Source organism: Clostridium thermarum (assembly GCF_006351925.1).
Classification (GTDB): Bacteria; Bacillota; Clostridia; order Clostridiales; family Clostridiaceae; genus Clostridium_AU; species Clostridium_AU thermarum.
In genome coordinates, this window is sequence record NZ_CP040924.1 from 530,435 (window position 1) to 555,974 (window position 25,540).

19 protein-coding genes are annotated in these 25,540 nt (G+C 39.5%); 12 read left to right on the forward strand and 7 right to left on the reverse strand.

Annotated elements, in window-relative coordinates; genetic code table 11:
- Positions 1 to 21: 21 nt before the first annotated feature.
- From FHY60_RS02390 to FHY60_RS02400, 3 genes are all read left to right on the forward strand, one after another.
- The gene (locus FHY60_RS02390) at positions 22 to 219 is read left to right on the forward strand and encodes a hypothetical protein (RefSeq protein ID WP_139902991.1); all 198 of its coding nucleotides are present in this window, start codon (positions 22 to 24) and stop codon (positions 217 to 219) included.
- A 68-nt stretch (positions 220 to 287) separates the two neighbouring features.
- Positions 288 to 734: a hypothetical protein gene (locus FHY60_RS02395; RefSeq protein ID WP_139902993.1), complete on the forward strand. Its 447-nt coding sequence runs from the start codon at positions 288 to 290 to the stop codon at positions 732 to 734.
- Positions 735 to 916: 182 nt separating this feature from the next.
- Positions 917 to 2,683, forward strand: a complete 1,767-nt coding sequence (locus tag FHY60_RS02400; RefSeq protein ID WP_139902995.1) for a sensor domain-containing diguanylate cyclase — start codon at positions 917 to 919, stop codon at positions 2,681 to 2,683.
- Positions 2,684 to 2,746: 63 nt separating this feature from the next.
- On the opposite strand, the gene FHY60_RS02405 is transcribed toward FHY60_RS02400, so the two are convergent.
- Positions 2,747 to 7,639 carry a TIM-barrel domain-containing protein gene (locus tag FHY60_RS02405; RefSeq protein WP_163215703.1) on the reverse strand — a complete coding sequence of 1,631 codons (4,893 nt, stop codon included), beginning with the start codon at positions 7,637 to 7,639 and terminating at the stop codon, positions 2,747 to 2,749.
- A gap of 218 nt (positions 7,640 to 7,857) precedes the next feature.
- The gene (locus FHY60_RS02410) at positions 7,858 to 9,033 is read right to left on the reverse strand and encodes a hypothetical protein (RefSeq protein ID WP_139902999.1); all 1,176 of its coding nucleotides are present in this window, start codon (positions 9,031 to 9,033) and stop codon (positions 7,858 to 7,860) included.
- A gap of 184 nt (positions 9,034 to 9,217) precedes the next feature.
- On the opposite strand from FHY60_RS02410, the gene FHY60_RS02415 reads away from it, so the two are divergent.
- The 5 genes from FHY60_RS02415 to FHY60_RS02435 all read left to right on the forward strand — a co-directional run bounded on the left by FHY60_RS02415 (position 9,218) and on the right by FHY60_RS02435 (position 14,024).
- A complete protein-coding gene (locus FHY60_RS02415; RefSeq protein WP_139903001.1) occupies positions 9,218 to 10,006 on the forward strand; it encodes an SDR family NAD(P)-dependent oxidoreductase in 789 nt (262 codons plus the stop codon).
- A 91-nt stretch (positions 10,007 to 10,097) separates the two neighbouring features.
- Positions 10,098 to 10,853 carry a DUF4097 family beta strand repeat-containing protein gene (locus FHY60_RS02420; RefSeq protein WP_139903005.1) on the forward strand — a complete coding sequence of 252 codons (756 nt, stop codon included), beginning with the start codon at positions 10,098 to 10,100 and terminating at the stop codon, positions 10,851 to 10,853.
- Between the two features lie 101 nt (positions 10,854 to 10,954).
- Positions 10,955 to 11,452 (forward strand): hypothetical protein, encoded by a 498-nt coding sequence (locus FHY60_RS02425; protein WP_139903008.1) that lies wholly within the window; start codon positions 10,955 to 10,957, stop codon positions 11,450 to 11,452.
- Between the two features lie 151 nt (positions 11,453 to 11,603).
- Positions 11,604 to 12,857: an MBOAT family O-acyltransferase gene (locus tag FHY60_RS02430; protein ID WP_341472541.1), complete on the forward strand. Its 1,254-nt coding sequence runs from the start codon at positions 11,604 to 11,606 to the stop codon at positions 12,855 to 12,857.
- 63 nt (positions 12,858 to 12,920) lie between these two features.
- Entirely contained in the window at positions 12,921 to 14,024 is a 1,104-nt protein-coding gene (locus tag FHY60_RS02435) for a DHHW family protein (protein ID WP_139903014.1), read from the forward strand.
- A gap of 67 nt (positions 14,025 to 14,091) precedes the next feature.
- Here the strand turns inward: FHY60_RS02435 and FHY60_RS02440 are convergent, their stop codons facing one another.
- A complete protein-coding gene (locus FHY60_RS02440) occupies positions 14,092 to 17,727 on the reverse strand; it encodes a CARDB domain-containing protein (protein ID WP_139903016.1) in 3,636 nt (1,211 codons plus the stop codon).
- Between the two features lie 408 nt (positions 17,728 to 18,135).
- Between FHY60_RS02440 and FHY60_RS02445 the strand changes: the two genes are divergently transcribed.
- Both FHY60_RS02445 and FHY60_RS02450 read left to right on the forward strand, forming a co-directional pair.
- On the forward strand, positions 18,136 to 18,999 hold the full coding sequence (locus FHY60_RS02445; protein WP_139903019.1) for a YitT family protein: 864 nt from the start codon (positions 18,136 to 18,138) through the stop codon (positions 18,997 to 18,999).
- A 181-nt stretch (positions 19,000 to 19,180) separates the two neighbouring features.
- Entirely contained in the window at positions 19,181 to 19,912 is a 732-nt protein-coding gene (locus tag FHY60_RS02450; protein WP_139903024.1) for a SatD family protein, read from the forward strand.
- Positions 19,913 to 20,048: 136 nt separating this feature from the next.
- On the opposite strand, the gene FHY60_RS02455 is transcribed toward FHY60_RS02450, so the two are convergent.
- Genes FHY60_RS02455 through FHY60_RS02470 form a run of 4 tightly spaced genes read right to left on the reverse strand, consistent with a single transcriptional unit; the run spans position 20,049 to position 23,414 of the window.
- Positions 20,049 to 20,420, reverse strand: coding sequence for a hypothetical protein (locus FHY60_RS02455; protein ID WP_180375457.1), 372 nt, complete (start codon positions 20,418 to 20,420; stop codon positions 20,049 to 20,051).
- Positions 20,401 to 20,751, reverse strand: a complete 351-nt coding sequence (locus FHY60_RS18670; protein ID WP_139903031.1) for a DUF3307 domain-containing protein — start codon at positions 20,749 to 20,751, stop codon at positions 20,401 to 20,403. The genes FHY60_RS02455 and FHY60_RS18670 overlap by 20 nt, the downstream gene beginning before the upstream one ends.
- Positions 20,744 to 23,062, reverse strand: a complete 2,319-nt coding sequence (locus FHY60_RS02465; protein ID WP_180375458.1) for a M56 family metallopeptidase — start codon at positions 23,060 to 23,062, stop codon at positions 20,744 to 20,746. Before FHY60_RS02465 ends, FHY60_RS18670 begins: the two co-directional genes overlap by 8 nt.
- Positions 23,037 to 23,414, reverse strand: a complete 378-nt coding sequence (locus tag FHY60_RS02470; protein ID WP_139903037.1) for a BlaI/MecI/CopY family transcriptional regulator — start codon at positions 23,412 to 23,414, stop codon at positions 23,037 to 23,039. The genes FHY60_RS02465 and FHY60_RS02470 overlap by 26 nt, the downstream gene beginning before the upstream one ends.
- A 164-nt stretch (positions 23,415 to 23,578) precedes the next feature.
- On the opposite strand from FHY60_RS02470, the gene FHY60_RS02475 reads away from it, so the two are divergent.
- The gene (locus FHY60_RS02475; protein ID WP_139903040.1) at positions 23,579 to 24,376 is read left to right on the forward strand and encodes a polysaccharide deacetylase family protein; all 798 of its coding nucleotides are present in this window, start codon (positions 23,579 to 23,581) and stop codon (positions 24,374 to 24,376) included.
- 67 nt (positions 24,377 to 24,443) lie between these two features.
- A complete protein-coding gene (locus FHY60_RS02480) occupies positions 24,444 to 25,442 on the forward strand; it encodes an endo-1,4-beta-xylanase (protein ID WP_139903042.1) in 999 nt (332 codons plus the stop codon).
- The last annotated feature ends 98 nt before the right edge of the window (positions 25,443 to 25,540 follow it).

A 25,540-nucleotide genomic window follows, 5' to 3' on the forward strand; every position in this document is an offset into this window, starting at 1 on the left:
ATAAATAAGTAGGTGGGGGAAATGAGATCATTAAGAATTTACTTCACAGATGGGACCGGAGCAGAATTTAATGATAAGACTGTAGCTAATTATGATAGACTGGAAGAGTGGTTGACTATAGACTTAAATTCTCCTTTTAAGTTAGAGAAGATGGATGGAAAGATAATAGTATTATACAAACATTCCCTTAAGTTTGTAGAAATCTTTAAACCAATGTAATTTTTTAAAAGAGACAGTCGGACGAAAACAATGTCCACTTGTCTCCGGGAGAGGTATAGGTATACTATATGAATGGATTTTTTGCAGGAGAAAGTAATAATAGAATAAGGGTAATAGTAAAAAATATCTGCACAGTTGCTATGTTTCAGGTGTTACTCTATTTATTACAATATATATTTTTGCCTATTATTATTTTCCCGGCTCCGACAGACTCAACACTAAATGACTTTATATTGGTCACTACTACCGGAATTATAAGCTTTGCAGGGATGTGGATGGCTGTTGACAAGCTAAGTTATTGGATTATTACTATTCCGGCATATTATTTACTGGTAAATCTATACTGTCCGGAAGGCCTATACGGAATTAACTATAAACATCCTATGTTTGCATATTTGGCATCTAGAGAAATCCCTTTCGTGACGGCAGCTGTACTCTTCATGCAATTTTGCATATGGATTATTGTTAAGATAAGTAAGTACTTAATTAGAAGAAAAACAGTAAAAGTGACATAGAGGCATAACAGGTAACAAAAACCCAGCAGAAGCAAGGGCTCTTCTGCTGGGTTTTTAGTTGAATAACCAGTTTTAGTAAGTTCTTAAGGCAGTAGAAGTGGAAACGTTTTGTTGCATAGATTTGGGAATTTGTTTATAATTGATATAACCACATTGGAAGAATTAAGGTGGAGGGAGGCACTATGAGCAGGATGTTAAGACGTTTATTAAACTTATTCACTAAGAATATAAAAGGAGTCATGATATTGGCTTTTTTTCTAATCTTCACGATGATGGTGCTCATAGGAGTCTTTTCCTACATCGGCATGAATAGATTGAGCAGGGTAAATGATATGGCCAGTGATTCTTACAATGTACTCATGCTAATGAACTCCATAGATAAATCCGTTGAAGAAGTGGAGCAAGGTGTAAGGGACTATTTCTCAGGAAACGGTTGGAAGAGCTATGTGGATCCAAGCCAAGGAGCTAATGCTGGTTTCAATATGAATGATCAGCAGCTTAATGTAGCAATTAACTCAATTGGAACGTTGTCTTGGTCAATCCAAGTGATGCAAGGTTCTTTTACTCTCGATGAGAAAAAGCAGTACAAACTTACCTTTGATGCAAAGTCTACAAGGGACCGGCCTATACAAGTAATCATTGAGAACAGTATATACTATACAAAATATCATGTTGCCACCGTAGATCTAACTAAGGATATGAGGCAATACACCATAAGGTTCCAAATGCAAAAACCTACGGATCCGTTGGTTCATATTGTTTTTGGATTTGGGAAAGTATCTGAATTGCAGCTAGAGGAGAGACATAGCTTATGTATTGATAATGTATCGTTGGTGGAGGAGGAAACCGGTAAGGAGCTTCTTAATAACGGTGAGTTTATTTCCAAAAATGTTCAGTTGATGCTAGAAGCAAGGAAAAATGATATTGAACAAGCCGTTAAGTCTATCTACGATAATATAGGGGAGCGTCCTCAGCAAAAAGAGTTGGTAAATCAACTGAGTGAAACTCTCCAGCAGTGGGTTGGGGAATATAAGCAAATGATTCAGACATTGAATGTGACTTTAGCAACCAGCGATAATCTGAATGCAGATACAGACCTGCAATCATACGATTCTGTAACCAGGGCAACAAAATTGGAAATAACTCAATTGATGTATCAGATTAATGAACTTGAAAAACAGCATTTGTACACTAAACAAGAGGAAGTAGTATCCACCAGAAGATTGCTGAGCATAAGTTTAGTTATAGTTGTAGGTATCTCTATTTTCCTGTCATTATTCATCTATCGCTATTTCAATATAACCATCATCAGACCAATTAGGTGGACGTCTAATTGGCTGAAGCATATGGCAGAGGATGATGAGTGCAGTATAAGAATACAAGATGACTTGAAAGAGAGTAAAGTTCATTTGGCCATCAGTGAAATACGCCAGCTTTATTATCATATGATAGATTATCACAAGTTGCTCTGTCATCAAGCTCAAATTGATGGTTTGACAGGACTAATGAATAGAAGAGCCTTTGATCAAGTGATGTCAGAGTGGTTTGTCCAAGGTATCCCATTTTCCCTGATCTTGATTGACATAGATTACTTTAAAAAAATTAATGATACTTATGGTCATCTCACCGGTGATGAAGTACTTAAACAATTAGCACAGCACTTACAGGAAATTACCAACGAAAGAATCAAAAGTTTCCGATACGGGGGAGAGGAATTTGCCATACTGATTCGTGAGGAAGATGTGGATGAAGCCTATGACATTGCTGAGCGCTTGCGACTTAAAGTTGCTGAAGTTCAAAACCCCACAGGTGAACATATAACAATCTCCATCGGTATATCCCGGTATCAAACAGACGATACTTCCACAATTCCAATAATTCAGCGTGCTGATGCTGCCTTGTATCAAGCTAAACTGAAAGGGAGAAACCAAACAACTAATAGTGAATAAAAAGAGACAGAGGGACGTTGATTTTGTCCCAATTGACGGGACAAAATCAACGCCCCCTAGTTTCTAAGACCAGATTTTCACAAGAGCAGCTGCATCACCATTCAAAACTGCTTTTGCATCTTCTCCAACATGTTGACGCAAAGCATTGTTATTGAGGTGTTTTATGAAGTCCTGCATGTGTTTTGCTGCCTGGCTTGCTCTGCCTTTGTCAAGCTGATGTTCTGCCTGGTTTAGACTATTAGTAAGCTGCGACACCAATGGACCTTTCAGTTCTCCCGATTTAATATAGCCATATATAAGGCTTCTCATTGAAGCTATGCTGGTTGTCACCGTAAATGTGAAGCTATCCTCAAGAAGGTTGCCGGCATCATCCACGGCTGTAATTAGCACTGTATAGGTTCCTGTTTTTCCGCTGAAGTTTAATACCAATTCAGCTTGACTTTGAGGATCAAGGGTATAGGTCTTATCTCCTATGATAAGTTGTACTGAAGCAAGACTGGAGTAAGTATCCCAAATTTTAAATGTCAGAGGCAGACAATCATCAAATACTGCATTTTTGCTTAGTACATTTCCATTTATGGTGAAGCTGTAGGCTGGAGGAGTTTTATCCACCACTGTGACCTTAGCTGTTACCCTTAGGTCAATAGGCACAACGGGCTGCTCTACATCTTCCGGTAATGTGAAGGTGCCTGTTGCAGTTAATAGGCCTGCCTTGCTGCTGTCAAAATCAGCTATACTCCAGTTTAGAGTCACTTCATGTACCTGTCCCCAGTTATCGGTAATAGTAGTGGTTTTAGCAAGAGCTGCAAGGGCTTCCACCATACTGGTTCCCGCTGCTATTTCTATATCAGCTACCGGCTGGATTGTTTCGAGGAAATTTTTCAACGGTGCTAGGGTAGCTCCTTGAATAGAAGTGTTGCCACCTTCCATATCATTGGTATATCTTACTGTTACGGTCTGGGCCTTAAAGCCCCTGCCAGGTAAGAAATCTACTGTCCAACAAGTATAGCCGTTGCCATCTGGAGAACTGAAGTATTCGATGACTGGCTTTGATTTGCCGTCTTCAGAAATAACTTCAAATTTTCCGTCATTTCTCCAGGTAGTTGTATAAACCTTTAATCTGCTTGGACGGTCAATTTTCACCTTAAACTCAGAACCTTTACCTGCTCCCCAAACATATATGGCATTGGTAACATTATCTGCATTTTGTACAGGCGCTCCATCGGTCCAGGACATATTGATCTTTGAATCATCCAAACGATTCTTTCCAGCATAACTTATAAGGTTCCCGATAAGCTGAGAGCCATTCTTATAATTGTAGGAATTTGTATCGTTTAGGCCATAATGAGCCCAAGCAGATATTCCTTCCTGTGATAAGTTCACTTTTCCTGCAAAGACTTCTCCATAACCTAAAATATAAGCTTTTTCCTCAGGATCTACAGCTGCAAGGGTAACAGCTTGTATGGAGGTATTTCCACCGTAAGTATAGGTACTTTCAGTGGTATAGCGAATATATAATCTTTGTTTTCCAAATTTACTGTTATCAGGCTTTAAATCCAAGGTCCACAGGATATATTCATTGCCGGCGGGGGAGTCAAAATATGCAACTGCAGGCTTTGTTACTCCATTATTATCAGTAAACTCCATTGGTTGTTTTACGCCCTTTTCATCTTCTATAAATACTTCAAACTTACCTTTGGCTTTCCATGTAGTGGTATAAACCTTCAATCGCTGTGTTTCATGAGATGCCAGATCCACTGTAAACTCTGAAGCGTTGCCCGAGTGGCGGATAAAGGATGCATTTATTACCCCATCAGCCTTCTGCACCGGAGTACCATCAGTCCACGACATGGTGATTCTTGAATCCAACACCTGTTCAAGGCCGGAACTTCCAATTACCTTCAGTTCGCTAATTTGGTTGTTTCCATTTTTATGATTAAAGCCATTGGCACTTCCCAAGCCGTAGTGAGCCCATGTGATAGTTCCTTCTTCAGTTAGATTAACAGCTTCTTTGAATATTTTTCCTTTAAAAGTCATAAGGTCAATTTGAGGATTTACAACGGTTAGCTTATCTCTAGCGGCCTTTAATGCAATTACTGCTGCATCTACTTCAGCCTGTGAAGGGTCGCCGCTTTCCTTCACTGACATTGCACTCTTGTAGCCATCCATCAGGTCAGTCCAGGAATCCTCAGTATAGTCAGATGGTTCAGCGGACTGTATTATTTTTTCTGCCTCCATTAACTCTGCCACTAATTGGGTTTTGTCAGCATTATTAGCTTCAACAGAGTAGGTTACTTCTATTACCCTTTTACCGGACACTGCTGCTTTAGGTACCAACACTTCAACAACATCTACGTCCGGTGAGCCGCCATTGTTCATAAAAGGCATGGCATTTTCATCTTTACTTATAACAGTGAATTCTGTGCTTACGCCATCTACCATAACGGATTGAGGAATAGGATTCATCCATTCAGCGGTTTTATGCAGTCTTACTACCCAGGAACGTTCATTTATTGCACCATCGAAGGTTCCCTGAGCAGGATCTATAGTTACAGTGATTTTCTTGTTAACATTGTCTACTTTGGCACTCATTTCAGTAGTCCTAAAGGCTCCGTCTTTATATTCATTGCTCACTGTGTCGTCTTCATACAGCCTTCCTTTTGCCTCATTAACAACACTTGGATATAAGTCTATAGTAATAGGGTCCCAAGGCTTCTGACTGGTATAGGACATTTCTGGTGCAAGGGGCACTAGGATTCCGGCCTTGATATACATAGGCATCTGATTAATTGGTACTTCAACGGTTATTGTTTTCGGACCGCTAACAATGTTTCCGGTCCAAGCATCGCTCCAGTTTCCTTCAGGAATCCATAGAGTCCTTTTAGCATTTATGCTTGGTGATGCAGGACGCCATTTCAGACTGATAACAGCATGTCTGGCACCTTCATTATACTCAATCTTAATAGAATGGTTAGTACCTTTGGATAGTGAAATATTCGCCTCCAGTGTTTCTGAGTCGTGAGGACCCCAGGCATCAATTACAAGCTTGTCATCAATATATAGGCGGATACCATCATCAACAGTTACTGCAAGTACAGCATCCTGGTCTCTGATAGTAATATTTCCTGTCCAGCGCACACTAAAGTTATCTTCCGGCACACCATTGGCAGGGCTCTTCATGTCCCAATTAAAATTAACTTGACTGTCGATTCGAGTCAAAACAGGGTTGCCTGTCAGGTTTCCATTTGCATAATACTCGCCCTTGAGACCTTGAGAGCCATCTGGTGCTGTCAACCAGCTAGATGGTACCACAGTAGTGTTGTTGACACCTTCCAATACTGGTGCTACTAGGATTCCATCTCCCAAGAGGTACTGAGTATTACTGCTTGCTTCCTTATAATTAGGGTAGTAAAAATCAGCACGTCTCATTATAGGTATTCCAGTATCATAGCTTTCTCTTGCCAGTGAATAGAACAAGGGAAGTAATCGGTATCGCATCTTGATGAAATCTCGGGATATACTCTCTGCAGTTTCACCAAAAGCCCAAGGCATTCTTGGGAGATTTAAAGTACCGTGGGGTCTTGTAATTGGCGAAAGAGCACCATATTGAAGCCACCTTATATATCCTTCTGGAGTTGGATTTGATGTGTGTCCGCCCAAATCAGAGCTGATGTATGGATAGGCAGCATGCATACCGCTGTAAACTGCATTTTCAACCTCTCGCTGCAAGGATGAAAAGTCCGGCTGGATATCACCGGTCCATTGAATTGAGTAACGGTGAGAGGCAATTGACGGTGCACTGTTGCGGTATCCGTTGTCTATTCCATCTACATTGGCCATAATCAATGGACGCTTGTCTTTGTTAAAATCAGAGGTTATCCAATTATACAGATACATTCCCCAAGTTTCTCTTACTAGGCCATTTGGAGGATTTAATACTACGCTCCAGTTTCTGTCATACCACCAGATATCCAATCCCTTCTCAAGTAAGTCTCTAAGGCCGTTATTTCGAAACTGGACCTCTGCAGCGTCTAACCCACCGGCTACCGGTTCCGGATGGTCATTGAACATAATATTGACGTTTTTCTCATGTGCTTCACTTAAAAACCTGGCCATATCCGGAAAAAGATCGGTATTTATCTCATAACCGGTTGAACCATTAACACGCCAATCAGTATCAATTACCAGATTGTCAAGGGGAATGTCATGGGCACGGTAATTCTCTATTTGTTGTAGGGCGGAAGCTTCGTCATACTTATACCATCGGCTGTCCCAGTACCCTAGCGCACTTAGCGGTACTAAATCCGTATGACCGGTAAGGTCTAAAAAGTCTTTTCGAAGCTGTTGGCCATCTCCATTTGGCAGGAATACATACATATCAGGGGCATTATTATCCAAATCCCAGCCATTGTTATTCTCTGTTGTAGGCGCTGGATTATAACCCCACTCTGCAGGTACCATTCTAGGGTTGTCTGCAATTGCCCAGGCCATAGTTTTTTCACTGACTGATGGCAACCAAACCTTTTCACTAGGCAGTGTGGTGTAGGTCCAAATTTTGTTTCCATCCGGTTTAGTGATTACAATACCGGTTAGAGAAGTTGCTCCCTGAGGTACTTTCACGATAAACTTAGATGTTTTTATATACTCGTAGCCATCAGTGGTTGTCCGTGTGCACTCCGTTCCGGACCAGGACCGGTTCACAATAAAATAGGTATTACGATCTTCGAAGCCTTTTGGACCCTTTACTTCTAGCCTTACAAGGGTTGAAGACAGAACCTGTACCCTGACATTTCCTATGATTATGCCTGTTTTTGCCTCTTCAGAAGATATTTGGGCTCCGTCACCCAGAGTCGGCTGTGCAACTGCATTTACTTTGGCAACGTATACATTACTGAGTGCAAAGAAAATTACAATCAGAAATGCTATGTGCCGTTTCAGCTCTGTTTTTAATTTCATACTTTTATTTTCCCCCTTTAAAGTAATAGATTTGAATTTCATACCTTTCTACTATTACTGACAGTAGATATATATGACTTATACGTTTGGTAAATCACCCACAAAGTGGAAAAAACTCCGTGAAGATTAAAGGGACGCAAACAACGTCCCTTTGTCTCTATACGGTATTTAGTGAGGTTCCTTATAATACATTTTCTATCGAAGAGATATGATTATTACTATATTTTAAGTCTTTCTTTAATCCAATCCATAAGCATCAGTTCCATTTCCGCATCACCCTTTACAGGGTATTTCTTGGCTATCTGTTTTGCAGCTTCATAATGTTCTAATGCTTTTTCTCTATCTCCGTTATAAAAGCCCTCATAGGCCATAAGTAATCTATATCTGCCAAGCATGAATTTTGAAACCTTTATATATTTTTTCAGGGAGTCGTCATATAAGCTATCGATAAAGGACTTGTCACAATTGCCAACAAGCTCCAGAAAGATCCGTTCACAATTTATTAACTGCCTATAATATTGGGGAAGCTTACTATAATAAGGAGTTAAGGTTTCAATGCATTCTTTAGCCATTTCCAAGGTCATATTGTCCAGGTACCAATAATATTCAAAAAGCCTAGTACCTGTATTTAATGGATTACACAGGTCTGAATTTTCCCTAAGCTTAAACATTTCTAGTGGAAAGTCCTTGATGCGGTTGCCTTGACTTAGAAGGCCATTAACCGTTAGCTGTGTGTGAAAGGCATTTCTGGCCTCCATATCCCTGGCTATTGAAAGCACATTATGGGCATCATTTGGGATTCCGGAAAGTTTCATTGGTATACCGTTTATTATTATTGAGTATATTCCACCTAAGGAAAACAAAAATAGTATAGTATCTATAGGATAGGTCACGTCATTCATAAAGATTACCACAAAAAGCGCTGCTGCCACCGTCATAGCATTCATAATAATTCCGCCAAGATTGTACAGCACAAAGGGGTAAGTTCCTGACTTTTGTGGTGGAGGCATCAGAAGACACTGACCACCGGTACCGGGGAGGCTAAACCGTTTATAGCGGAGCTTCCCATCCTCCTTTATGAAGGCGTGAGAACCTACCCTAAAGGATACAAAGGAATATCCGGTTAAAAGGCCAAAGATGAGGTGGCCTGTTTCATGTATAATTATATGAATAAGAAAACTGAAGAAGAAAATAATAATCAGACCATATATACGAACCATGGTCAAGAGTTTGCTGGAACTTGCAATATGAGTTTTAATATAATCTTTAAAATAAGTACCTGCGAGGAAGCCTATGGCATATACAATACCAACGCACACCAGTATAAATACAAGCACTTGCAGTATCCTTTTTATTCGCTTTTGCTTTACATTATCAACTGTATTACTTTTCATTATATCCTCCTTGAAAAATACTTGTTGGCATATTGAAAAATATACCAATTAAATTATAACATAGGTATATTACTTTTGTCCCAATTAACAAAAATGGGACGGAAACAACGTCCCTCTGTCCCTTTTCATGTTAAAAAATGGTATAATTAAGATGATGAAAACCATGTATAAGGGGGAAGTAATAATGAAAAATGTTGTAATAACCGGTAGTACCCGTGGCTTAGGCTTGGAAATGGCAAAAGAATTTTTAAGAGCCGGCTGCAATGTAACCCTTTCGGGGTCTAAGCCTGAATCCTTTGAGAGGGCCAAGGACCAGATTACAGAATATAAGGACAGATTTATTTATATTCCCTGTAATGTGAGAAATAGGGAGGAGATCAGAAACCTATGGAATAAGTCCGTTGAAAAGTGGGGAAATGTGGACATTTGGATCAACAATGCCGGCCAAAACTGTCCCCGTGAATATTTATGGGACACTCCTGAAGAATATATGGATGCTGTGGTGGATACCAACATAAAGGGTGTTATCTATGGCTCAAAGATAGCTGCCGAAAATATGCTCAAACAAGGTCATGGACAGATTTGGAACATGGAGGGCTTGGGCTCCAATGATATGATTATTGAGCAAACTATATTATACGGTACTTCAAAGCGGGCTCTTACCTATTTCACAAGGGGGCTTGCAAAGGAGTTAAAGGACTCACCGGTGAAAGCAGGCAGACTATCTCCCGGCATGATGCTTACTGAATTTATAACCAAATCACCTACAGGAGAGGTTTCCTCAGTTACACGGGATGACAAGTTTAAGAAGATCTTCAATATCCTAGGGGAAAAGCCGGAAACCGTCGCTAAGTTCTTTGTTCCCAGAATACTGAATAATACCAAGCAGGATGCCCATATAGTATGGCTTACCAATATGAAATCTGCTGTAAAATTTATGATGGCTCCTTTTAGGAAGAGAGACCTTTTATAGGTTGTCAGTAAACCTGTATATATGTAAGGGACAAAAATAAGGGACAAAAACAACGTCCCTTTGTCCCGGGGCTATAAGGAGGATTGATACGATGAAAAAGTTACTTGGGATATCATCTTTATTATTGGTTGCTATGTTAATTGGATGCCAAAGACCTGTAAAAATGGACAAGGTACTTATACCTGTTAATTATGAGGCAGATTTATATGTGATAAATGAAATTGGCAAGGTCGAGCTAAGTAAAGCCAACAATGATGAACTATCAATTGAGACTGCTATAACCATAGATTCAAAGGATAATAGTGTAAAGAAGGATATAATTGATAATGTTATTATATTGGCAAAGGAGGAAGAAAATCAGATTACCCTTGGAGCTTATGCCAAAAATGATATTACTACAAGTATATGGGACTGGGCTAAGAAAAAGTATGATTCAGTAAATATATCCGTTCAATATACCATAAGAGTACCCGATAAGGTTAAAGCAATCAATGTTAGAAATAATATAGGGGATATAAGGGCTAAAAATATAAAAGGAGATCTAGATCTGTTAACAGATATTGGAAGTATTGATTTAAGTAATATAAGCGTATCTGAACATTCCTTTATCCAAAGTAACGTTGGGAGCATAGATTTTGATGTTGATAGCTTTACTAATACAAAGGATCTAAATGTTTATACGGGCGTAGGAGATATCAATTTATCAATACCTAAAGATACTAGTTACAATTTATTAGGTACTGATTCTGATCAAGAAGAGGATACCCAAGCAGATAACCATGCTGTGAATATAAGATTATCTGCAGGGATCGGTTCTGCAAAATTAAACGGGAAAAAAATCAGTTAACACAAAAAAATTAAAATTTGTATATTATATTTGGAGCGTTTATGTTTTCTCCTTCGTCTAATGTAATACAAGATTAAATTTATGAAAAGGAGAGAGGCAAAATGAAAAAGATTATTACATTAATATTAGCACTATTAACAGTTTTTAGCCTAGCAGCATGTAAGCCCGCGGGAGGAAGCAAGACAAGCAACCTGGAGGGGAGTCTGGAAGATATACTAAAGAAAATATATGATACAGCTAAGGTGGATGACAACTTCAAGGAGTACATTAAGTCCGGTCTTCAGAATGAAACTGTTACTGCTGAAAGGGCCGAATATTTCCTGGGTAAAGCCGACATTGAGTTTAAAGAAGCTTTGGCATCTGAGCCTATAATACGGCCCGGCGCTTACTCTTTGGTACTTGTGCGTGTTAAAGAAGGTGCAGATGTAGAAAAAATAAAGAAAGATATCAAGGAAAATGTGGATCCGATGAAATGGATATGTGTAGGTGTGAAAGAGGAGAATATAATAGTGGACAACATTGGTGACATTGTATTCTTAGTAATGAGCGATGATCAGGCAAAGCCTCTTCATGATGCTTTCCTTGCACTAAAGAACTAACATGTTATTTTCAAGTATAACTTTCTTATATTACTTTTTACCAATGGTTTTGGGACTATATTTTATAGTCCCAAAAAAATTCCGTAATTTTCTTCTACTGTTGTCCAGCCTATTTTTCTACTTTTATGGAGAACCAATTTACACTGCACTTATGATTTTTTCTATAATTTCAGGCTATCTTCATGGACTATGGATAGACAAGGGGATAAAGCAGGGAAGAGGCAAAGCTCCCCTGATCTCATCAATTGTGGTGAGCATAGGAGTCCTGCTGTTTTTCAAATACAGCGATTTCTTTATTGAAAATATAAATTCCATGTTTGCTACAGGAATCTCGCCTTTAAACTTGGCGCTTCCAATAGGTATAAGCTTTTATACCTTTCAAATCCTATCTTATACTGTGGATGTTTACCGAGGTGAGGCAAAGGTCCAAAAGAATATCTTAAACTTTGCCACATATGTATCCCTTTTTCCACAGCTCATTGCAGGACCCATAGTTAGGTATACTACCGTTGAAGCAGAGCTTAATAAGCGTACCCATTCCTTTGAGAATACCGCTTACGGCATTAGCCGCTTTACCCTTGGGTTAGCCAAAAAGGTACTTTTAGCCAATACACTGGGAGAGTTTGTAAAGATATTTGCAAACTCAGATGACAAAAGCCTCTTGTTCTATTGGATGGCAGCCATAGCCTTTACCTTGCAGATCTACTTTGATTTTTCCGGCTACAGCGACATGGGCATAGGTCTTGGCCGTATCTTTGGCTTTCACTTCCTCGAAAACTTTAACTACCCCTATATTTCTAAGAGCATAACGGAGTTTTGGAGAAGGTGGCATATGTCACTGGGAACATGGTTCAGAGATTATGTGTATATTCCTATGGGCGGTAACCGGGTAAGCAGGGTAAAATGGATCCGGAATATAATTGTGGTATGGTTTTTGACAGGCTTCTGGCACGGAGCCCAATGGAATTTTATAATATGGGGTCTCTATTTTGCAGTTTTTCTGGTGCTGGAAAAGTACATTCTCAAACCTGCCTTAGACAGACTTCCGGCTTTTGTAGGCCATCTTTATGTAATATTCACTATTATAATGAGCTTTGTAATATTTAATGCCGATGGCATGGGTGAGGTTACAAAAAATCTCAGTGGCATGTTTGGCCTGCTGGAGGTACCTTTTAGCAATGCAGTCACTGCCTACTATTTAAAAAGTTATGGACTTACCTTTATTATTGCAGCCATAGGAGCTACTCCACTGGCAGCCTCCATTACAAAGAAACTCATAAGCAATAAAAAAGGCCAACAGATGATGAATGTTTTACAGCCTGTAGTGATTGTTCTATTGCTTTTAGTTATAACAGGCTATCTGGTTGACGGCTCCTTTAACCCTTTTTTATATTTTCGCTTTTAATATGAAGGGTCGTAAAAAATATAGGTATTTGATTTTAACAACCACCGACAGAGAGGTGCTGCTATGAAAAATAACTTTAAAAATATTACGGTAACAGTCAGCTTTATGTGCACGATATTTGGTCTTATGCTTGCCAATATACTAATGCCTGACAAAGAACTTTCCTACAGTGAGCGGCGCACCCTGGCCAAGCCGCCAGCCTTTTCTATGAAGAAACTGTTAACGGGAGATTACTTTGAAGAATATGAAAAGTATTTTTTGGACCAGTTTATATTCCGTGATGGCTTAAGAGAGTTGAAGGCCTTAGCAAGCTTTAATGTCTTCAGACAAAAGGACAATAACAATATTTATATAATAGATGGAAACATATTTAAGATGGAGTATCCATTAAATGAAAAAGCCATTATCAATGCAGCTAAGAAGTTTAATGAGGTCTATGCCAAATACCTAGAGGGAAAAAAGGTAAGCTATGCAATAATTCCAGACAAAAACTACTTTGCAGCATCAGACAAAGGTTATCTTTCTATGGACTATGACAAGCTGCTAAAGCTGTTGGAGGAAAATGTCCACAATATGAACTATATAGATGTGTTCCATGCCTTGAAGTTGGAGGACTACTATAAAACAGATATTCACTGGAGTCAGGACAGGATTAGGGGCATTGCAGATATGCTGCTCAGGGAGCTTAGGAAGGATGTCCACATACCTGAGGTACAATATGAAGAAAGGACCCTATACCCCTTCTATGGTTCCTATTACGGCCAGGCGGCCATGAGGCTGGAACCGGATAAATTGGTCTATTTGACCAATGACCTGCTGGAAAGGGCCACGGTCTATGACCACATAGATAAGACCTACAGCAAGGTATACAGGGAAGACAAGTTTGGCACCATAGACTCCTATGACTTTTTCCTATGCGGCGCAAAGTCGGTGCTTACTGTTTCAAACCCGGAAGCAACCACAGACAAGGAACTCATAATATTCCGGGATTCCTTTGGCAGCAGCCTTGCACCGCTTCTCCTGCACGGATACGCTAAAATAACTCTCATTGACCTAAGATATATGGGCACTGATCTCTTGGAGAATTATGTTGACTTTTCCAAGGACCAGGACGTACTGTTCATTTACAATACTTTGATATTGAATAATAGCTATATGCTTAAGTAAAAGTTATAATTAGTTATTTTTTAAATACAATAAAGGTTGCCCATACCGGGCAACCTTGTCTATTTTATCAGTTAAAGGTTACAACAAAGCCATTCATAATTAGGTGAGGAGGATCTGCTTCAATATTCCTCAAAACAAGGTTGGTAAAGGTTGCAGACCCGTTACTTGTATAGGTATAAATAGCTGTACCTAAGTGGGGCACATAGAACCTGGAAGTTGTTATTGAGTCTTTGCCGGTGCCGTCAATGGTGATTTTTTTGAACAGGATACCGGAGAAGCCTCCGCTGTAACCGAACTGTATAGCATCCCTTTGTGAATTTATAATATCGATGTTTTCAAAGGTGATGTTTTTAATGCTGGTGGCTGAAGCTTCCAAGTCAATGGCACCGCGCTCGCCGTTGTAACAATCCTTGCTTGTACCGGAATTTATTATAGTGGTATCGGAGAAAAGTATTCCTGTGTTATTTTCAAAGTGATAGCCTGGGAATACAGTATTCAATCTGATACCGGAGCCCATAAAGCAATCCTTGATGTAGTTATATCTTGCCTGGTGGCCGGAACCGCCGAAGATAGCAATTGCCGCTGCACGCCAGTTGTTTTCTATGGTGTTATATAAGAAGGAATTATTCACTGCCATCGGTGCTCCCATAGTAGAATCAGGCCATATAGCCAAACCGTCGTCGCCGTTATTTCTTACGCTGCAGTTACGAACTACGGAGTTCTTTGTACCTTGACAGAAGTTTACACCGTCAGCCAGATTGTTTCTTATACGTCCGTTTTCAATTACCAACCCATCAGCAGGAATTGCAGGAGTATGGGCATAGTCTCCAACCCAGAAGCCGCACTCAAAGTGTTCTTCCCAGAAGTCATGAATTCTTGAGTTTGTACCAAAATTGTCCATAAAGCACTTGTAAACAGCATTTTGACCGTAACGGGACCTTAGATTTGAGTTGATATATACATGGCCGAAATCTAACTTACCCGTTGGGGCCATTCTAAGTGAAATACCACCGCTTTGGGCATTAGGATTGGTGAACTGCAGATTAGTATACCATATACCGGTTCCTGTAATTGTCATAGCTGAAAGAGGATTTTGGACAGAGCCTATTACCCACATATTATTCAAGTGGAAGGTACCGGCAGGTATATATAGGATCTTTCCTTGAGCAGCTGCTGCGTTTACTGCTGCGGTGAAGGCTGCAAGATCATCGATGCCGTCATTTGGAACAGCACCGTATGCGGTTACTGACAAGGAGTTTGCCGGCTGAGCTATAGGATCCGGAACAGGTTCAACCTCTACAAAGTCTACACCATAAACCAAGCTGTCTCCGGATTTCTGAATTCTCAGAACGTCTCCGGCTTTAAGTGGTGTTGATAAAAGCCAGTGGGTTTCGTCAAAACGGAAGGCTGGCTGGCCGCCGTTTGGAGCATCACCGGGCTGATCACCTTGGAAATATTGATACATAAAGTAGGAAGTAAGGCTTATGGTCTTAACTTTAACACCATTTACATAGCAGTCCAATGAACCGTTTAGGCCCATACCGTCAGAAGAATCAGGCATTGTAAATCTCATGGTCACTCCTGCTCCGCCCTGATTTATTGTCCACTGAACATAGGAACCGGCAGTAGGAAGCTCTACATATTTCTGATTTGATGCCTCTGAGGCTGTAAGAGCATAGTTGAAGTCCGGAGCTGAACGCAGTATTGCACCACCACCTATAGTGGCGTCTTCTGATTCATATCTTGTATAGGGCATTGTAGCACCACGGCCGCCGCTGCCTACAGAGAGATTTGTGCTGAAGGAGTTATTGGTCTCATCGGTTTCTGCTATGGTATTATTACTGTCTACAGTTGCGGTTACCACATGGGTTCCGCTGCTTGCAGTCCAGGAACCGCTTCCGTTCACAGTAATGCTTGAGCCGGCAGCTATAGATGCGGAGCTGTTTACTGAGGCCACCTGGCTTCCATTAACTCTGAACACCACAGTGCCTGCAGAGCCTGCTGTGGTACCCTGATTCTTAACTACAGCGCTGAAGGTAACTGTATTTCCCGCTGTAACGTAGGAAGGTGACCATGAAATACTGGTTATAATTAGGTCTACACCGGGTTTTGGGTTAACGGTTAAGCTTGTGCTATAGGTATTGTTATTTTCGTTGCCTTCTGAAGTAATATTTGCATTATCTACCGTTGCAGTTACTGTATGACTTCCAACGGTGGTAGCTGTCCATGTTCCTGTAACTGTAGTAGTTGCTCCTGCTGCTAAAGGTGTGGTATTGCTTGGTGAAGCATAAACCTGAGTTCCGTCTACCTTGAAGGAAACAACTCCTGGAGCTCCGGCTGCGGTACCTTCGTTCTTAACAGTGGCTGTAAAGGTTACTGGATCTCCGGTTACCGGTGAAGCAGGGCTACAGGTTAAATTAGTTACTACTAAATCCGGCATAGGTGCAGTAGTAACTGGGATGTTCTTTGAGTACTGGTTATTGTTTTCGTTAGTTTCATTTATTCTATTTACATCGTCCACCCAGGCCATTACTGTATGGTTACCGGTAGTAGCTGTCCAAGTTGCAGACCCGCTTGGACCTCCGTTAGCAGTTACTGTCACAGATGCTCCCGGTGCCAGGGAAGAGGTGGTGTTATCGGACCAACTTACCTGAGTTCCGTCAACGAAGAAGCTTACACCTATAATTGTTCCTGCCGGTGTGGCTCCGGTACCCTGATTTTTTACCACAGCGCTGAATCTAACTAAATTTCCTGTCAATGGGGTAGCAGGGGAAGTTGTAATGTCAGTAACTATAAGATCAGGAGTTCCGCTTCCGCCGCTGCTTCCCACAGTAAGGCTTTCGCTGTATTGGTTATTGTTTTCATTGGATTCTGCTATTCTGTTTACGTCGTCAACCCAGGCTGTAATTGTATGGCTGCCTGAAGTAGCAGTCCATGTGGCTGAACCTGATGGACCACCGTTAGCTGTAACTGTTATAGATTCACCTGGGGCTAAGGCTGAGGTATTGTTATCGGACCAGGATACCTGAGTTCCGTTCACCATGAAGCTGACACCGTTGATGATACCTGCTGTCTTTGTACCTGTACCCTGATTCTTGATTGTGGCGCTGAAGGTTACAGCATTACCTGCAGCCGGATTGGCAGGATTCCAGGAGATATCGGTTACAACCAGGTCAGGAGTACCTGAGGGAGCTGTACCATAAACTTCTAATTCTGCTGCCTGGCCACCGGTAGCCCCGCTGTTTGCAGTAAAGTTCAAGCGGATATATCTGGCGTTGGTTTCGGTGAAGGTTATTGTTACTGTATTACCGCTGGATGGATTAAAGGTATAGGTTGCTGAAGCTACTCGAGTGGTATAGTTAGTATTATCGGTGCTGGATAGGACGGATAAGGTTTGAGTGCGTGAACCCCAGGAGGTATTCAATTTTAATACCAGCTTATAAACTGACTGCACACTCCCCAGGTCAACGGTAAGAGTATTGGGATATGTGCCGGGAGCACCTTCCCAGTAGGTGTTAACGTTTCCGTCATTAGCGTTTGTTGCTACATAGGTCTGTTGTACGCTGCTGGCAGTAATTGGCTTTCCTAGCGCTAAGTTAGAAGTATCTGCCGCATATACAGTGGGGAAAAAGACTACGTTCTGAAAAAGAAGAACCGCTAAAGCAAGCATGAAAATAGCACACTTTTTTAAGGCTTTACTCATTATTTTACCTCCATTTTACAAGATATGTTTTATAGTTTTTTTATGACAGTCCCCGCTGCAAATACAACAAACTTTACTAGAAGCTCATATCCTATCATCACCACCTTTAAATTATATTTATAATTAGAGTGCACCCGCAGGCTACCGGCGTAAATATTTTACAGAATATTTTGTCATATATGAAAATGGTACTACCTCATCTACCACATGTAAATTACACAAAACTGCTAAAAGGTTTGAAAAGCAGTTAACTTCCAAAAAAATTTGACTTTCTTTTAAAAAATGTTATTAATTTATCGCATGACTAAAAATTATATATAGCTATCATCCTTTACATTACCTTTAGAAACTGTTAATATTTTGAGTGATATGGACAATTTACGGAAACTCTTAAAGGAGCAGAATCATATGGTTAAAAGATTTTCAACACCATTGAAAAATATAGCCCTCATCTTTTTAGGAAATACTATATATGCTTTGGCGGTGACTGCCTTTATTCTTCCTAATGGTCTTATAACGGGAGGAACTACGGGACTGGCACTCCTATTCTATCATCAACTTGGGATCCCGGTTACTGTATTTGTTTCTATCTTTAATGTTACAATGTTCATTCTGGGGGCTTTGATTCTTGGACGTACCTTTGCGCTGACAACTCTAATTAGTACCTTCTTCTACCCCTTGATCCTGGGAGCTTTTCAGAAGGTAGATTTTTTACACAATATTACCTCGGATAGACTATTGTCTGCAATATATGCCGGCATAATGATAGGCTTTGCCATTGGTGTTGTAATTAAAGCAGGAGCTTCCACCGGTGGTATGGACATTCCACCCTTGGTACTAAATAAAAAGTTTGGTTTTTCAGTTTCTGTGGTGATGTATGCCATGGACTTCACTATACTGATTTCACAGATGCTCTTTGCAAATAAGGAACAGGTGCTTTACGGTATACTGCTGGTATTGACTTATACCGTTGTGTTGGATAAGGTACTGCTGCTTGGAAAATCCCGTACACAGGTTAAGATCATCAGTGAGAAGTATGAAGAGATCAATCAAATGATAATACGACATTTGGACAGGGGCTCAACGCTGATTGAGGCAGAGACAGGATACTGCCGTAACGACTGCCTGGTTGTGCTTACAGTAATAACAAACCGTGAGCTTCCTAAGCTGAACCAGCTGGTTTCTTCCATAGATCCGAAGGCCTTTATGATAATCAATCAGGTCAATGAGGTTAGGGGAAGAGGATTTACTATGGATAAGATTTATAAGTAATGATAAAACTGCTGTTAGTCACTAGGAAAAAGGGAAGCAATAGCGGTATTGATAAACTTAACATGGATTTTTTTGGTTTTATGGTATACAATCTAGTTGTATTGAGCAATATGTGATTATACGGACAAGCAAGTGTTAATAATAAAAATATTATATGGTTTTTAGAAAGGAGTGAATTGAGTTGAAGGAAAAGCAATTCGCAGTGATAACTGCGGATATAGTTGGATCTAAAAAAGGTATTCCGTGCAATCCTAATGAAAATCCCAAAAGTCTGCTGGACAAGAAGATTAGTAACTTAAATAAAAGATTGCTGGAGCTTGGAATCAAGACAATAACTCCTTTCCGTTCATCAAGAGGTGATGAAATACAATGCGTATGCGGTGAGCTAAAGAATATTCCTGTATTAATTCGCTACCTAAGATTTTACTGCCAGCCCTTTAAATTAAGAGTTGGGTTAGGGCTAGGCGAGATAGATTATTTCTATTTAAATAATATAGATGATGAGGTGGCAATGGATTATAATGATGTGACTCATATTTTGGAGGAGCATTATACAAGACTAAACTCTTGGGACATGAATGGAAATGCATTTTATTTCGCCAGAAAAGCAATAGATAATTTGAAGCAAAACAGAGAAAGTAATAGTACATGCATAAGTATGAAGGATAGTAATTTGTCTGTTGCAATACAAACTATTTTTGAATTGATGGATGTAATTATGGCTGAATGGTGGGAAAGTAAGTGGAACTCTGTGCAAATGTACGACGAATATGGTACCTACGAAAAGGCTGCAAGAATACTTAATCTAACTAAGCAAGCGGTACAAGGGAATTGTGAAAGAGCAAAATGGCATATTATTAAAGGTGCGGAGAGTAACTTATCAAAAATATTTGAGTTTATAGATAATAGTTAACGGAAAGCGGTTGATTCAAAGCTAAGTCAATTGCTTTCCGTTGATAATTATATAGGTAAATTTAAATTGATTGACTAGATTTTAGGCTAAAGCTATTAAGCTGATTTTTAATAGGATTATGTATGCATCACTAGCATTATATAAGTATCAGTTGAAGAAAGATACCACCGAGGATGGCAAGTGCTGTACTTAACAAGGTTCCAACTAAGTAGTAGCCTGCAAAGTCATCACTTTTTTTAATTATATCATTTGCTCTTGCCAGTGATTTGGCGGTAAAGACAAATGCGATTGCTGAATAGGAATCTTTTAAAACAAGTGTTATAATAATCAGTCTTTCAAATATTCCAATATATTTACTAACTAAATATCTATTTTCTTCATTAGTGTTTTTGCAGCTATGGGAGATAGTATTTGCATTCTTCATTTTTACATCTGTCTTTGACTTTAACGGGAGACTAAATGGAAAGAAAGATATTGAAGTATTGGTTTCAAGAAAGTAGATAACCAAATTTTAAGTAGATAATATTACCCAGCCATGTTTTATATGTTCCCCAAAAATACTCAACTAATATCCAAGAAAGAACTATAACAATAATGTGGTAGATTTGATCTACAATAAATCCAATAAATCTTTTTCTAGGTGTTTCAAAAGTTTTTTTGCATTTTATCTTATCTATAATGTAATGGGATATAGCCACTATTAGGGAATAAATTAGTGCAATATCCGGGCTGCAAGGTAATAGGAGAAAAATAAAGCTGATAATGAAGACGGTAAGTACATGATTGCGTAGAGCAGAACTTGATATCCTGTTGTCGGTACTACTTTTTTCCTTAGCCATTTTGTTTGTCTGAAATACAATCCAAATTGTTTTGTTTAAGGTAATTCGTCAGGTTTTCACGCATTAGCTTAGATAGCTCTTCATGCTTGCCGTATTCCTGTAATATTGACTTGGCTATGTCATCCTTAGGACTGCAAAATTCTTCAATGGATTCCTTGAAGTCTGCCCCGTCTTTTGCTTCGATGTAGTCCTTGAAGCTGTAGGTACCATCATCGTTCTTTGTGTATATTATTGCTGCAGGAACTATTCCGGCGCCTTCTTCGTTAATAGTCTTATCATAGAGTCTAAAGCCGCTGTAGTAAACGTTGGCGAATATCCTTAGCTCATTTCCCTTTTCATAGGTTCCATAAACCTTTGGAGCTACAATTGTCAAGTAATCACTATCAGGCGCTATAGCTGTATGAGGATCAGTTATAGAAACAACTGCTGAGTACTTATTTAGTGCAGCGGAGTAAACCAGTTTAAGAATAGTATCATTACCTTCATATTTGAAAGGGGGAAGCTTTGCAGGCGTATATGGTGAAAGTTTGCTGTACCATTCTTCCGGTGAAGAATAGGAGCCGGCCTTTACATTGTTTCTATTTCCTAACAGGTCAATACAAAGCTGCATCATTACATGGGCTTTAAGTCCGTTAACTTCCCTCTGCTCAAACAGTGAAAGCATATAGGATAGAGCATCGTCGCCCATTTTTAGTATATCCTCATATTCATTCTGATGGGCTTTGATGTAATCTGCCGGATTGCTTGATGCAGCAGGGGATTCCATAATAGTGTTTAGCTTCTTCTCAACCTGCTCTGCCACCTCGTTATTAATTATGAAGGAAGAGGGCTTTAATGAACTCCAATCCTGCTTATCTATTAGTGGTATAAACTCTCCTTTAAACTTCTCCAGAGATACGGAATAGTCTCTGGTACTTACCCCTAAGACCTTTTCTACTGAATTTCTGGAAAAGGTATATTTTCTGATCTCTCTTCCATTCTCAAAGTTAAAGGTAATATAATCCACATTATCAATGAGACAGAGCATAATGGCTGCATTTTTTCTCATTTCGGCAGAATTATCGATACTGTCCTCACCGTTAAACTGCTTTGGTGTGACCTTATAATTTATAGTTGCCCCATAGGGTTCAGTATAGGTCTGCAGAGAAATTCCCTTTCCATACTGGGAGTAATATAAGCGGGAAGAAATGTTTCCAACGTTACTTGCACTTCCCACATATAAGGTCTTGTAGCTATAGAGTTCATCATAATTCAATGTGGTGCCGGAGGATATTATGGTGTCTTTAACTTCCGGAGAAGTCTTTTGTGAAGGATCTGTAAGGCAAACTATTGTAATTATTGCAGCTGCAGCAAGAGCAATAAAGCTTCCAAGTACCTTGGGCTTTTTGAAATAGGCAATATACTTGATTCTCTTGCTTATGTCTTTTTCACCATTCTGCATAGAAGTGGTGCAGGGGAGATAGTTATTTCGATTCAGGGCAGTTTTTAGAAGTACGGAGGCATAGGTCTTTCTGTCAGAGTAGACTTCTAATACCCTGTAGTCACATAAAATCTCCATATCTCTTCTGAAGACCTTGAAACAGATCCACATTATAGGATTATACCAATAGATACAAAGCAACAATGTACTAAGTACACTCCACAGGATATCCTTGTGCTTATAGTGCATGAGCTCGTGCATGAATACACTTTTCAGCTCCTGCTCAGTGTATCCTTCAGGCAAGATTATCTCAGGCTTAAATAATCCCTTTAACAATGGGGTATCTCCACCTATTCTGATTTTGATATCAGAGCTTATACCCAACTCTTTTTTACATTCTTCCAATACTGCATATACTGATGGATCTTCTGCAGGTATAAATCTTCTTGTCTTTTTGTGATATAACAGGTAAACCAAGGTACTGTAGGATAACATGATTAATGAACCGGTGCTCCATATCAGCAGAACATTATCCATAAGGGTTTTGCTGAAGGTGATTTGCTTATTTTGCTCTCCGATTACCACCTGTCCAGTAACGTAGGCTTCATTTTTCTGTAGGGTATTTTCTATGGGACCAATTGTTGACTTTTTGACAACTTCTATTTTTTTAACCTGTGGTACAGTATTTAGAACACTTACCCTACTTTCAGGCAGTACCGGTACCAAAAGTCTTAAGGCCAGTATGATCCAAAGCGCGAATTGCCATTTGGGAGAAATTCTAGTCTTTAGCAGGTTCTTAATCCCTAAGATTATTAAGGCTGTTATAGAAGTAGCAACAGATATATTTATAAGAGTCTCCATGCTATCACTGATCTCCTTCCATATTTTCAATTATCTTTTTTAGTTCAGCAACTTCCTCTTTTGATAGGGTCTCCTGCTTTGCCAAGGTAGCCACCATAGTAGATATTGAACCGCCAAAAACTCTCTTGAGAAAGCTCCTGGTCTCTTCCAGCTTACATTCTTTTTCAGGAGCAAGTGCGTAGTATTTAAAGTTTGACGTTGAGGACTTATCCGCACCTATTGCTCCTTTTTCCATAAGCCTTGTTACCATTGTCCTTATGGTAGTATAGCTCCATTTTGTGTCTTTTAGCTCCTCTGAAATCTGCTTTAGGGTTAAACTGTCATTTTTCCATAAGCACTCCATAACCTTCCATTCTGCTTCACTTATGTTATATTTACTCATTATATCCACCTCTGATTACAAATGTAGTTGCGATATGATTTTAGTTTACACTTGTAGTCAAGAAATGTCAATGGATAATTTGAAAAAGAATATGCAAATAAAATAATATATTCCATGTTAAATAATTTTAGGAAATGTTATCATAAAAGTTAGAGGTGAAGAATATGAAGATTAGATTTGATTTGTTTCCGCAGGGCAAAACTAAAGCTCTGACCATGAGCTACGATGACGGACAGATTTTTGACAGAAAGCTTGTAAACATTTTTAACAAGTATGGAATAAAGGGTACCTTCCATTTGAATTCCGGTACTTTCGGCAGAGAACCCTTTATCAACGCCGAGGAAGTGGCAGAACTTTATAAAGGACATGAAGTGTCAGTTCATACAGTGACTCATCCTTTTTTAGACTGCATTCCTGTGGAGGAAGTAGTGAAGGAAATAATTGAAGACAGAAAGAACCTTGAGACTTTGGTAGGTTATCCTATAAAAGGCATGTCCTATCCGTTTGGGGGTTTTAATGACAAAATAGTAGAAACCCTTAAGATTTTGGGAATGGAATATTCCAGAACGGTGATTTCACATCATGACTTCAGAATGCCGGAAAACTTTTTAACATGGCCTGCTACCTGCCATCATAGTGATAATCTTATTGAAACAGGCAAGAGGTTTTTGGAATATGACTATAAGGGAAAGCTAAAATTAATGTATGTTTGGGGCCATAGTTTTGAGTTTGACAGAGAGAACAATTGGGACTTAATTGAGGAGTTCTGCAGGCTCATGTCCGGCAGGGAAGACATATGGTATGCCACAAACATAGAGATAGTGAGATATGTTAAAGCCTTAAGGTCCTTGGAATTTTCAGCAAATGGAGAAATTGTCTATAATCCAAGTGCCATATCTGTATGGATAAATGTTGATGACAGAAGCGTAGAAATCAAAGGCGGAGAGATTATCAGATTATAGTCATTCACAGCTTCCCGGGAAAAGCCACTTAAATTGTCCATTGTCAATTAGAAAGGAAGGTAGGGTTATGCAAAAGATTCAATCATTAGCAGAGACTTATAAGAATTATTTCAAAATCGGTGCGGCAGTAACTGTAGAAGATTTACAGGGCCTGCATGGAGACCTGCTTAAAAGACATTTTAACAGTATCACTGCTGAAAATGCCATGAAGTTTGGAGAGATTCATCCTAAAGAGGACTGGTATGACTTTGAAAAGGCTGACAAGATGAAAGAATTTGCCCTTAATAATAATATGAAGATGAGAGGACATACCTTTGTATGGCACAATCAAACTTCTGACTGGGTATTTTTAGATAAGAACGGAAGAGAAGCCTCTAGGGAGTTAGTGCTGGAAAGATTAAAAGAACATGTAAAGGTTGTTTGTAATCGTTATAAGGACGTAGTATATGCCTGGGATGTAGTAAATGAGGCCATAGAAGATAAGTTAAATGAGCAGTACAGGGACACAAAATGGAGGAGAATTCTAGGGGAGGACTACATTAAGACCGTCTTTGAAATCGTAAAGGCAGAGGACAGTGAAGCTGCTCTTATCTATAATGACTACAACAATGAGATTCCCTATAAGATGGAAAAGACCTATAAGATGTTAAAGGAGTTAGTGGAAAAGGGAACCCCAATGGATGGGGTAGGCCTCCAGGCCCATTGGAATATTTGGGACAGAAATCTCATCGGTAATTTAAGAAAGGCCATAGAACGCTATGCATCCCTGGGACTTCAAATTCAGATAACAGAGATGGATGTATCTATGTTTGAATTTGAAGATAGGAGAAAGGATCTGGTTGAACCTACATCAGAAATGTTGTATCTCCAGGAAATGGTATATGATAATATATTCTCTGTCTTCAGAGAGTATAAGGATGTCATTACTTCAGTGACCTTCTGGGGAGTAAGTGACAAGTATACCTGGAAGGACAATTTCCCGGTTCCCGGTAGAAAAGATTGGCCGCTGATTTTTGACGTTAAGAGTCAGCCTAAAGCTTCCTTTAATAGGATAGTGGATTTTTAGCAGGTAGTTTATAGAAAATACTTATCACTGAAGACGCTTAATACGCTTAATACGCGGAATAATGCGGAAGGGATGTTATTTTTTTATTTTATTGTTTT

Coding starts and splice junctions, on each gene's coding strand:
- FHY60_RS02390 (WP_139902991.1), top strand. CDS start 22: ATGAGATCATTAAGAATTTACTTCACAGATGGGACCGGAGCAGAATTT.
- FHY60_RS02395 (WP_139902993.1), top strand. CDS start 288: ATGAATGGATTTTTTGCAGGAGAAAGTAATAATAGAATAAGGGTAATA.
- FHY60_RS02400 (WP_139902995.1), top strand. CDS start 917: ATGAGCAGGATGTTAAGACGTTTATTAAACTTATTCACTAAGAATATA.
- FHY60_RS02405 (WP_163215703.1), bottom strand. CDS start 7,639: ATGAAATTAAAAACAGAGCTGAAACGGCACATAGCATTTCTGATTGTA.
- FHY60_RS02410 (WP_139902999.1), bottom strand. CDS start 9,033: ATGAAAAGTAATACAGTTGATAATGTAAAGCAAAAGCGAATAAAAAGG.
- FHY60_RS02415 (WP_139903001.1), top strand. CDS start 9,218: ATGAAAAATGTTGTAATAACCGGTAGTACCCGTGGCTTAGGCTTGGAA.
- FHY60_RS02420 (WP_139903005.1), top strand. CDS start 10,098: ATGAAAAAGTTACTTGGGATATCATCTTTATTATTGGTTGCTATGTTA.
- FHY60_RS02425 (WP_139903008.1), top strand. CDS start 10,955: ATGAAAAAGATTATTACATTAATATTAGCACTATTAACAGTTTTTAGC.
- FHY60_RS02430 (WP_341472541.1), top strand. CDS start 11,604: ATGATTTTTTCTATAATTTCAGGCTATCTTCATGGACTATGGATAGAC.
- FHY60_RS02435 (WP_139903014.1), top strand. CDS start 12,921: ATGAAAAATAACTTTAAAAATATTACGGTAACAGTCAGCTTTATGTGC.
- FHY60_RS02440 (WP_139903016.1), bottom strand. CDS start 17,727: ATGAGTAAAGCCTTAAAAAAGTGTGCTATTTTCATGCTTGCTTTAGCG.
- FHY60_RS02445 (WP_139903019.1), top strand. CDS start 18,136: ATGGTTAAAAGATTTTCAACACCATTGAAAAATATAGCCCTCATCTTT.
- FHY60_RS18670 (WP_139903031.1), bottom strand. CDS start 20,751: ATGGCTAAGGAAAAAAGTAGTACCGACAACAGGATATCAAGTTCTGCT.
- FHY60_RS02470 (WP_139903037.1), bottom strand. CDS start 23,414: ATGAGTAAATATAACATAAGTGAAGCAGAATGGAAGGTTATGGAGTGC.
- FHY60_RS02475 (WP_139903040.1), top strand. CDS start 23,579: ATGAAGATTAGATTTGATTTGTTTCCGCAGGGCAAAACTAAAGCTCTG.
- FHY60_RS02480 (WP_139903042.1), top strand. CDS start 24,444: ATGCAAAAGATTCAATCATTAGCAGAGACTTATAAGAATTATTTCAAA.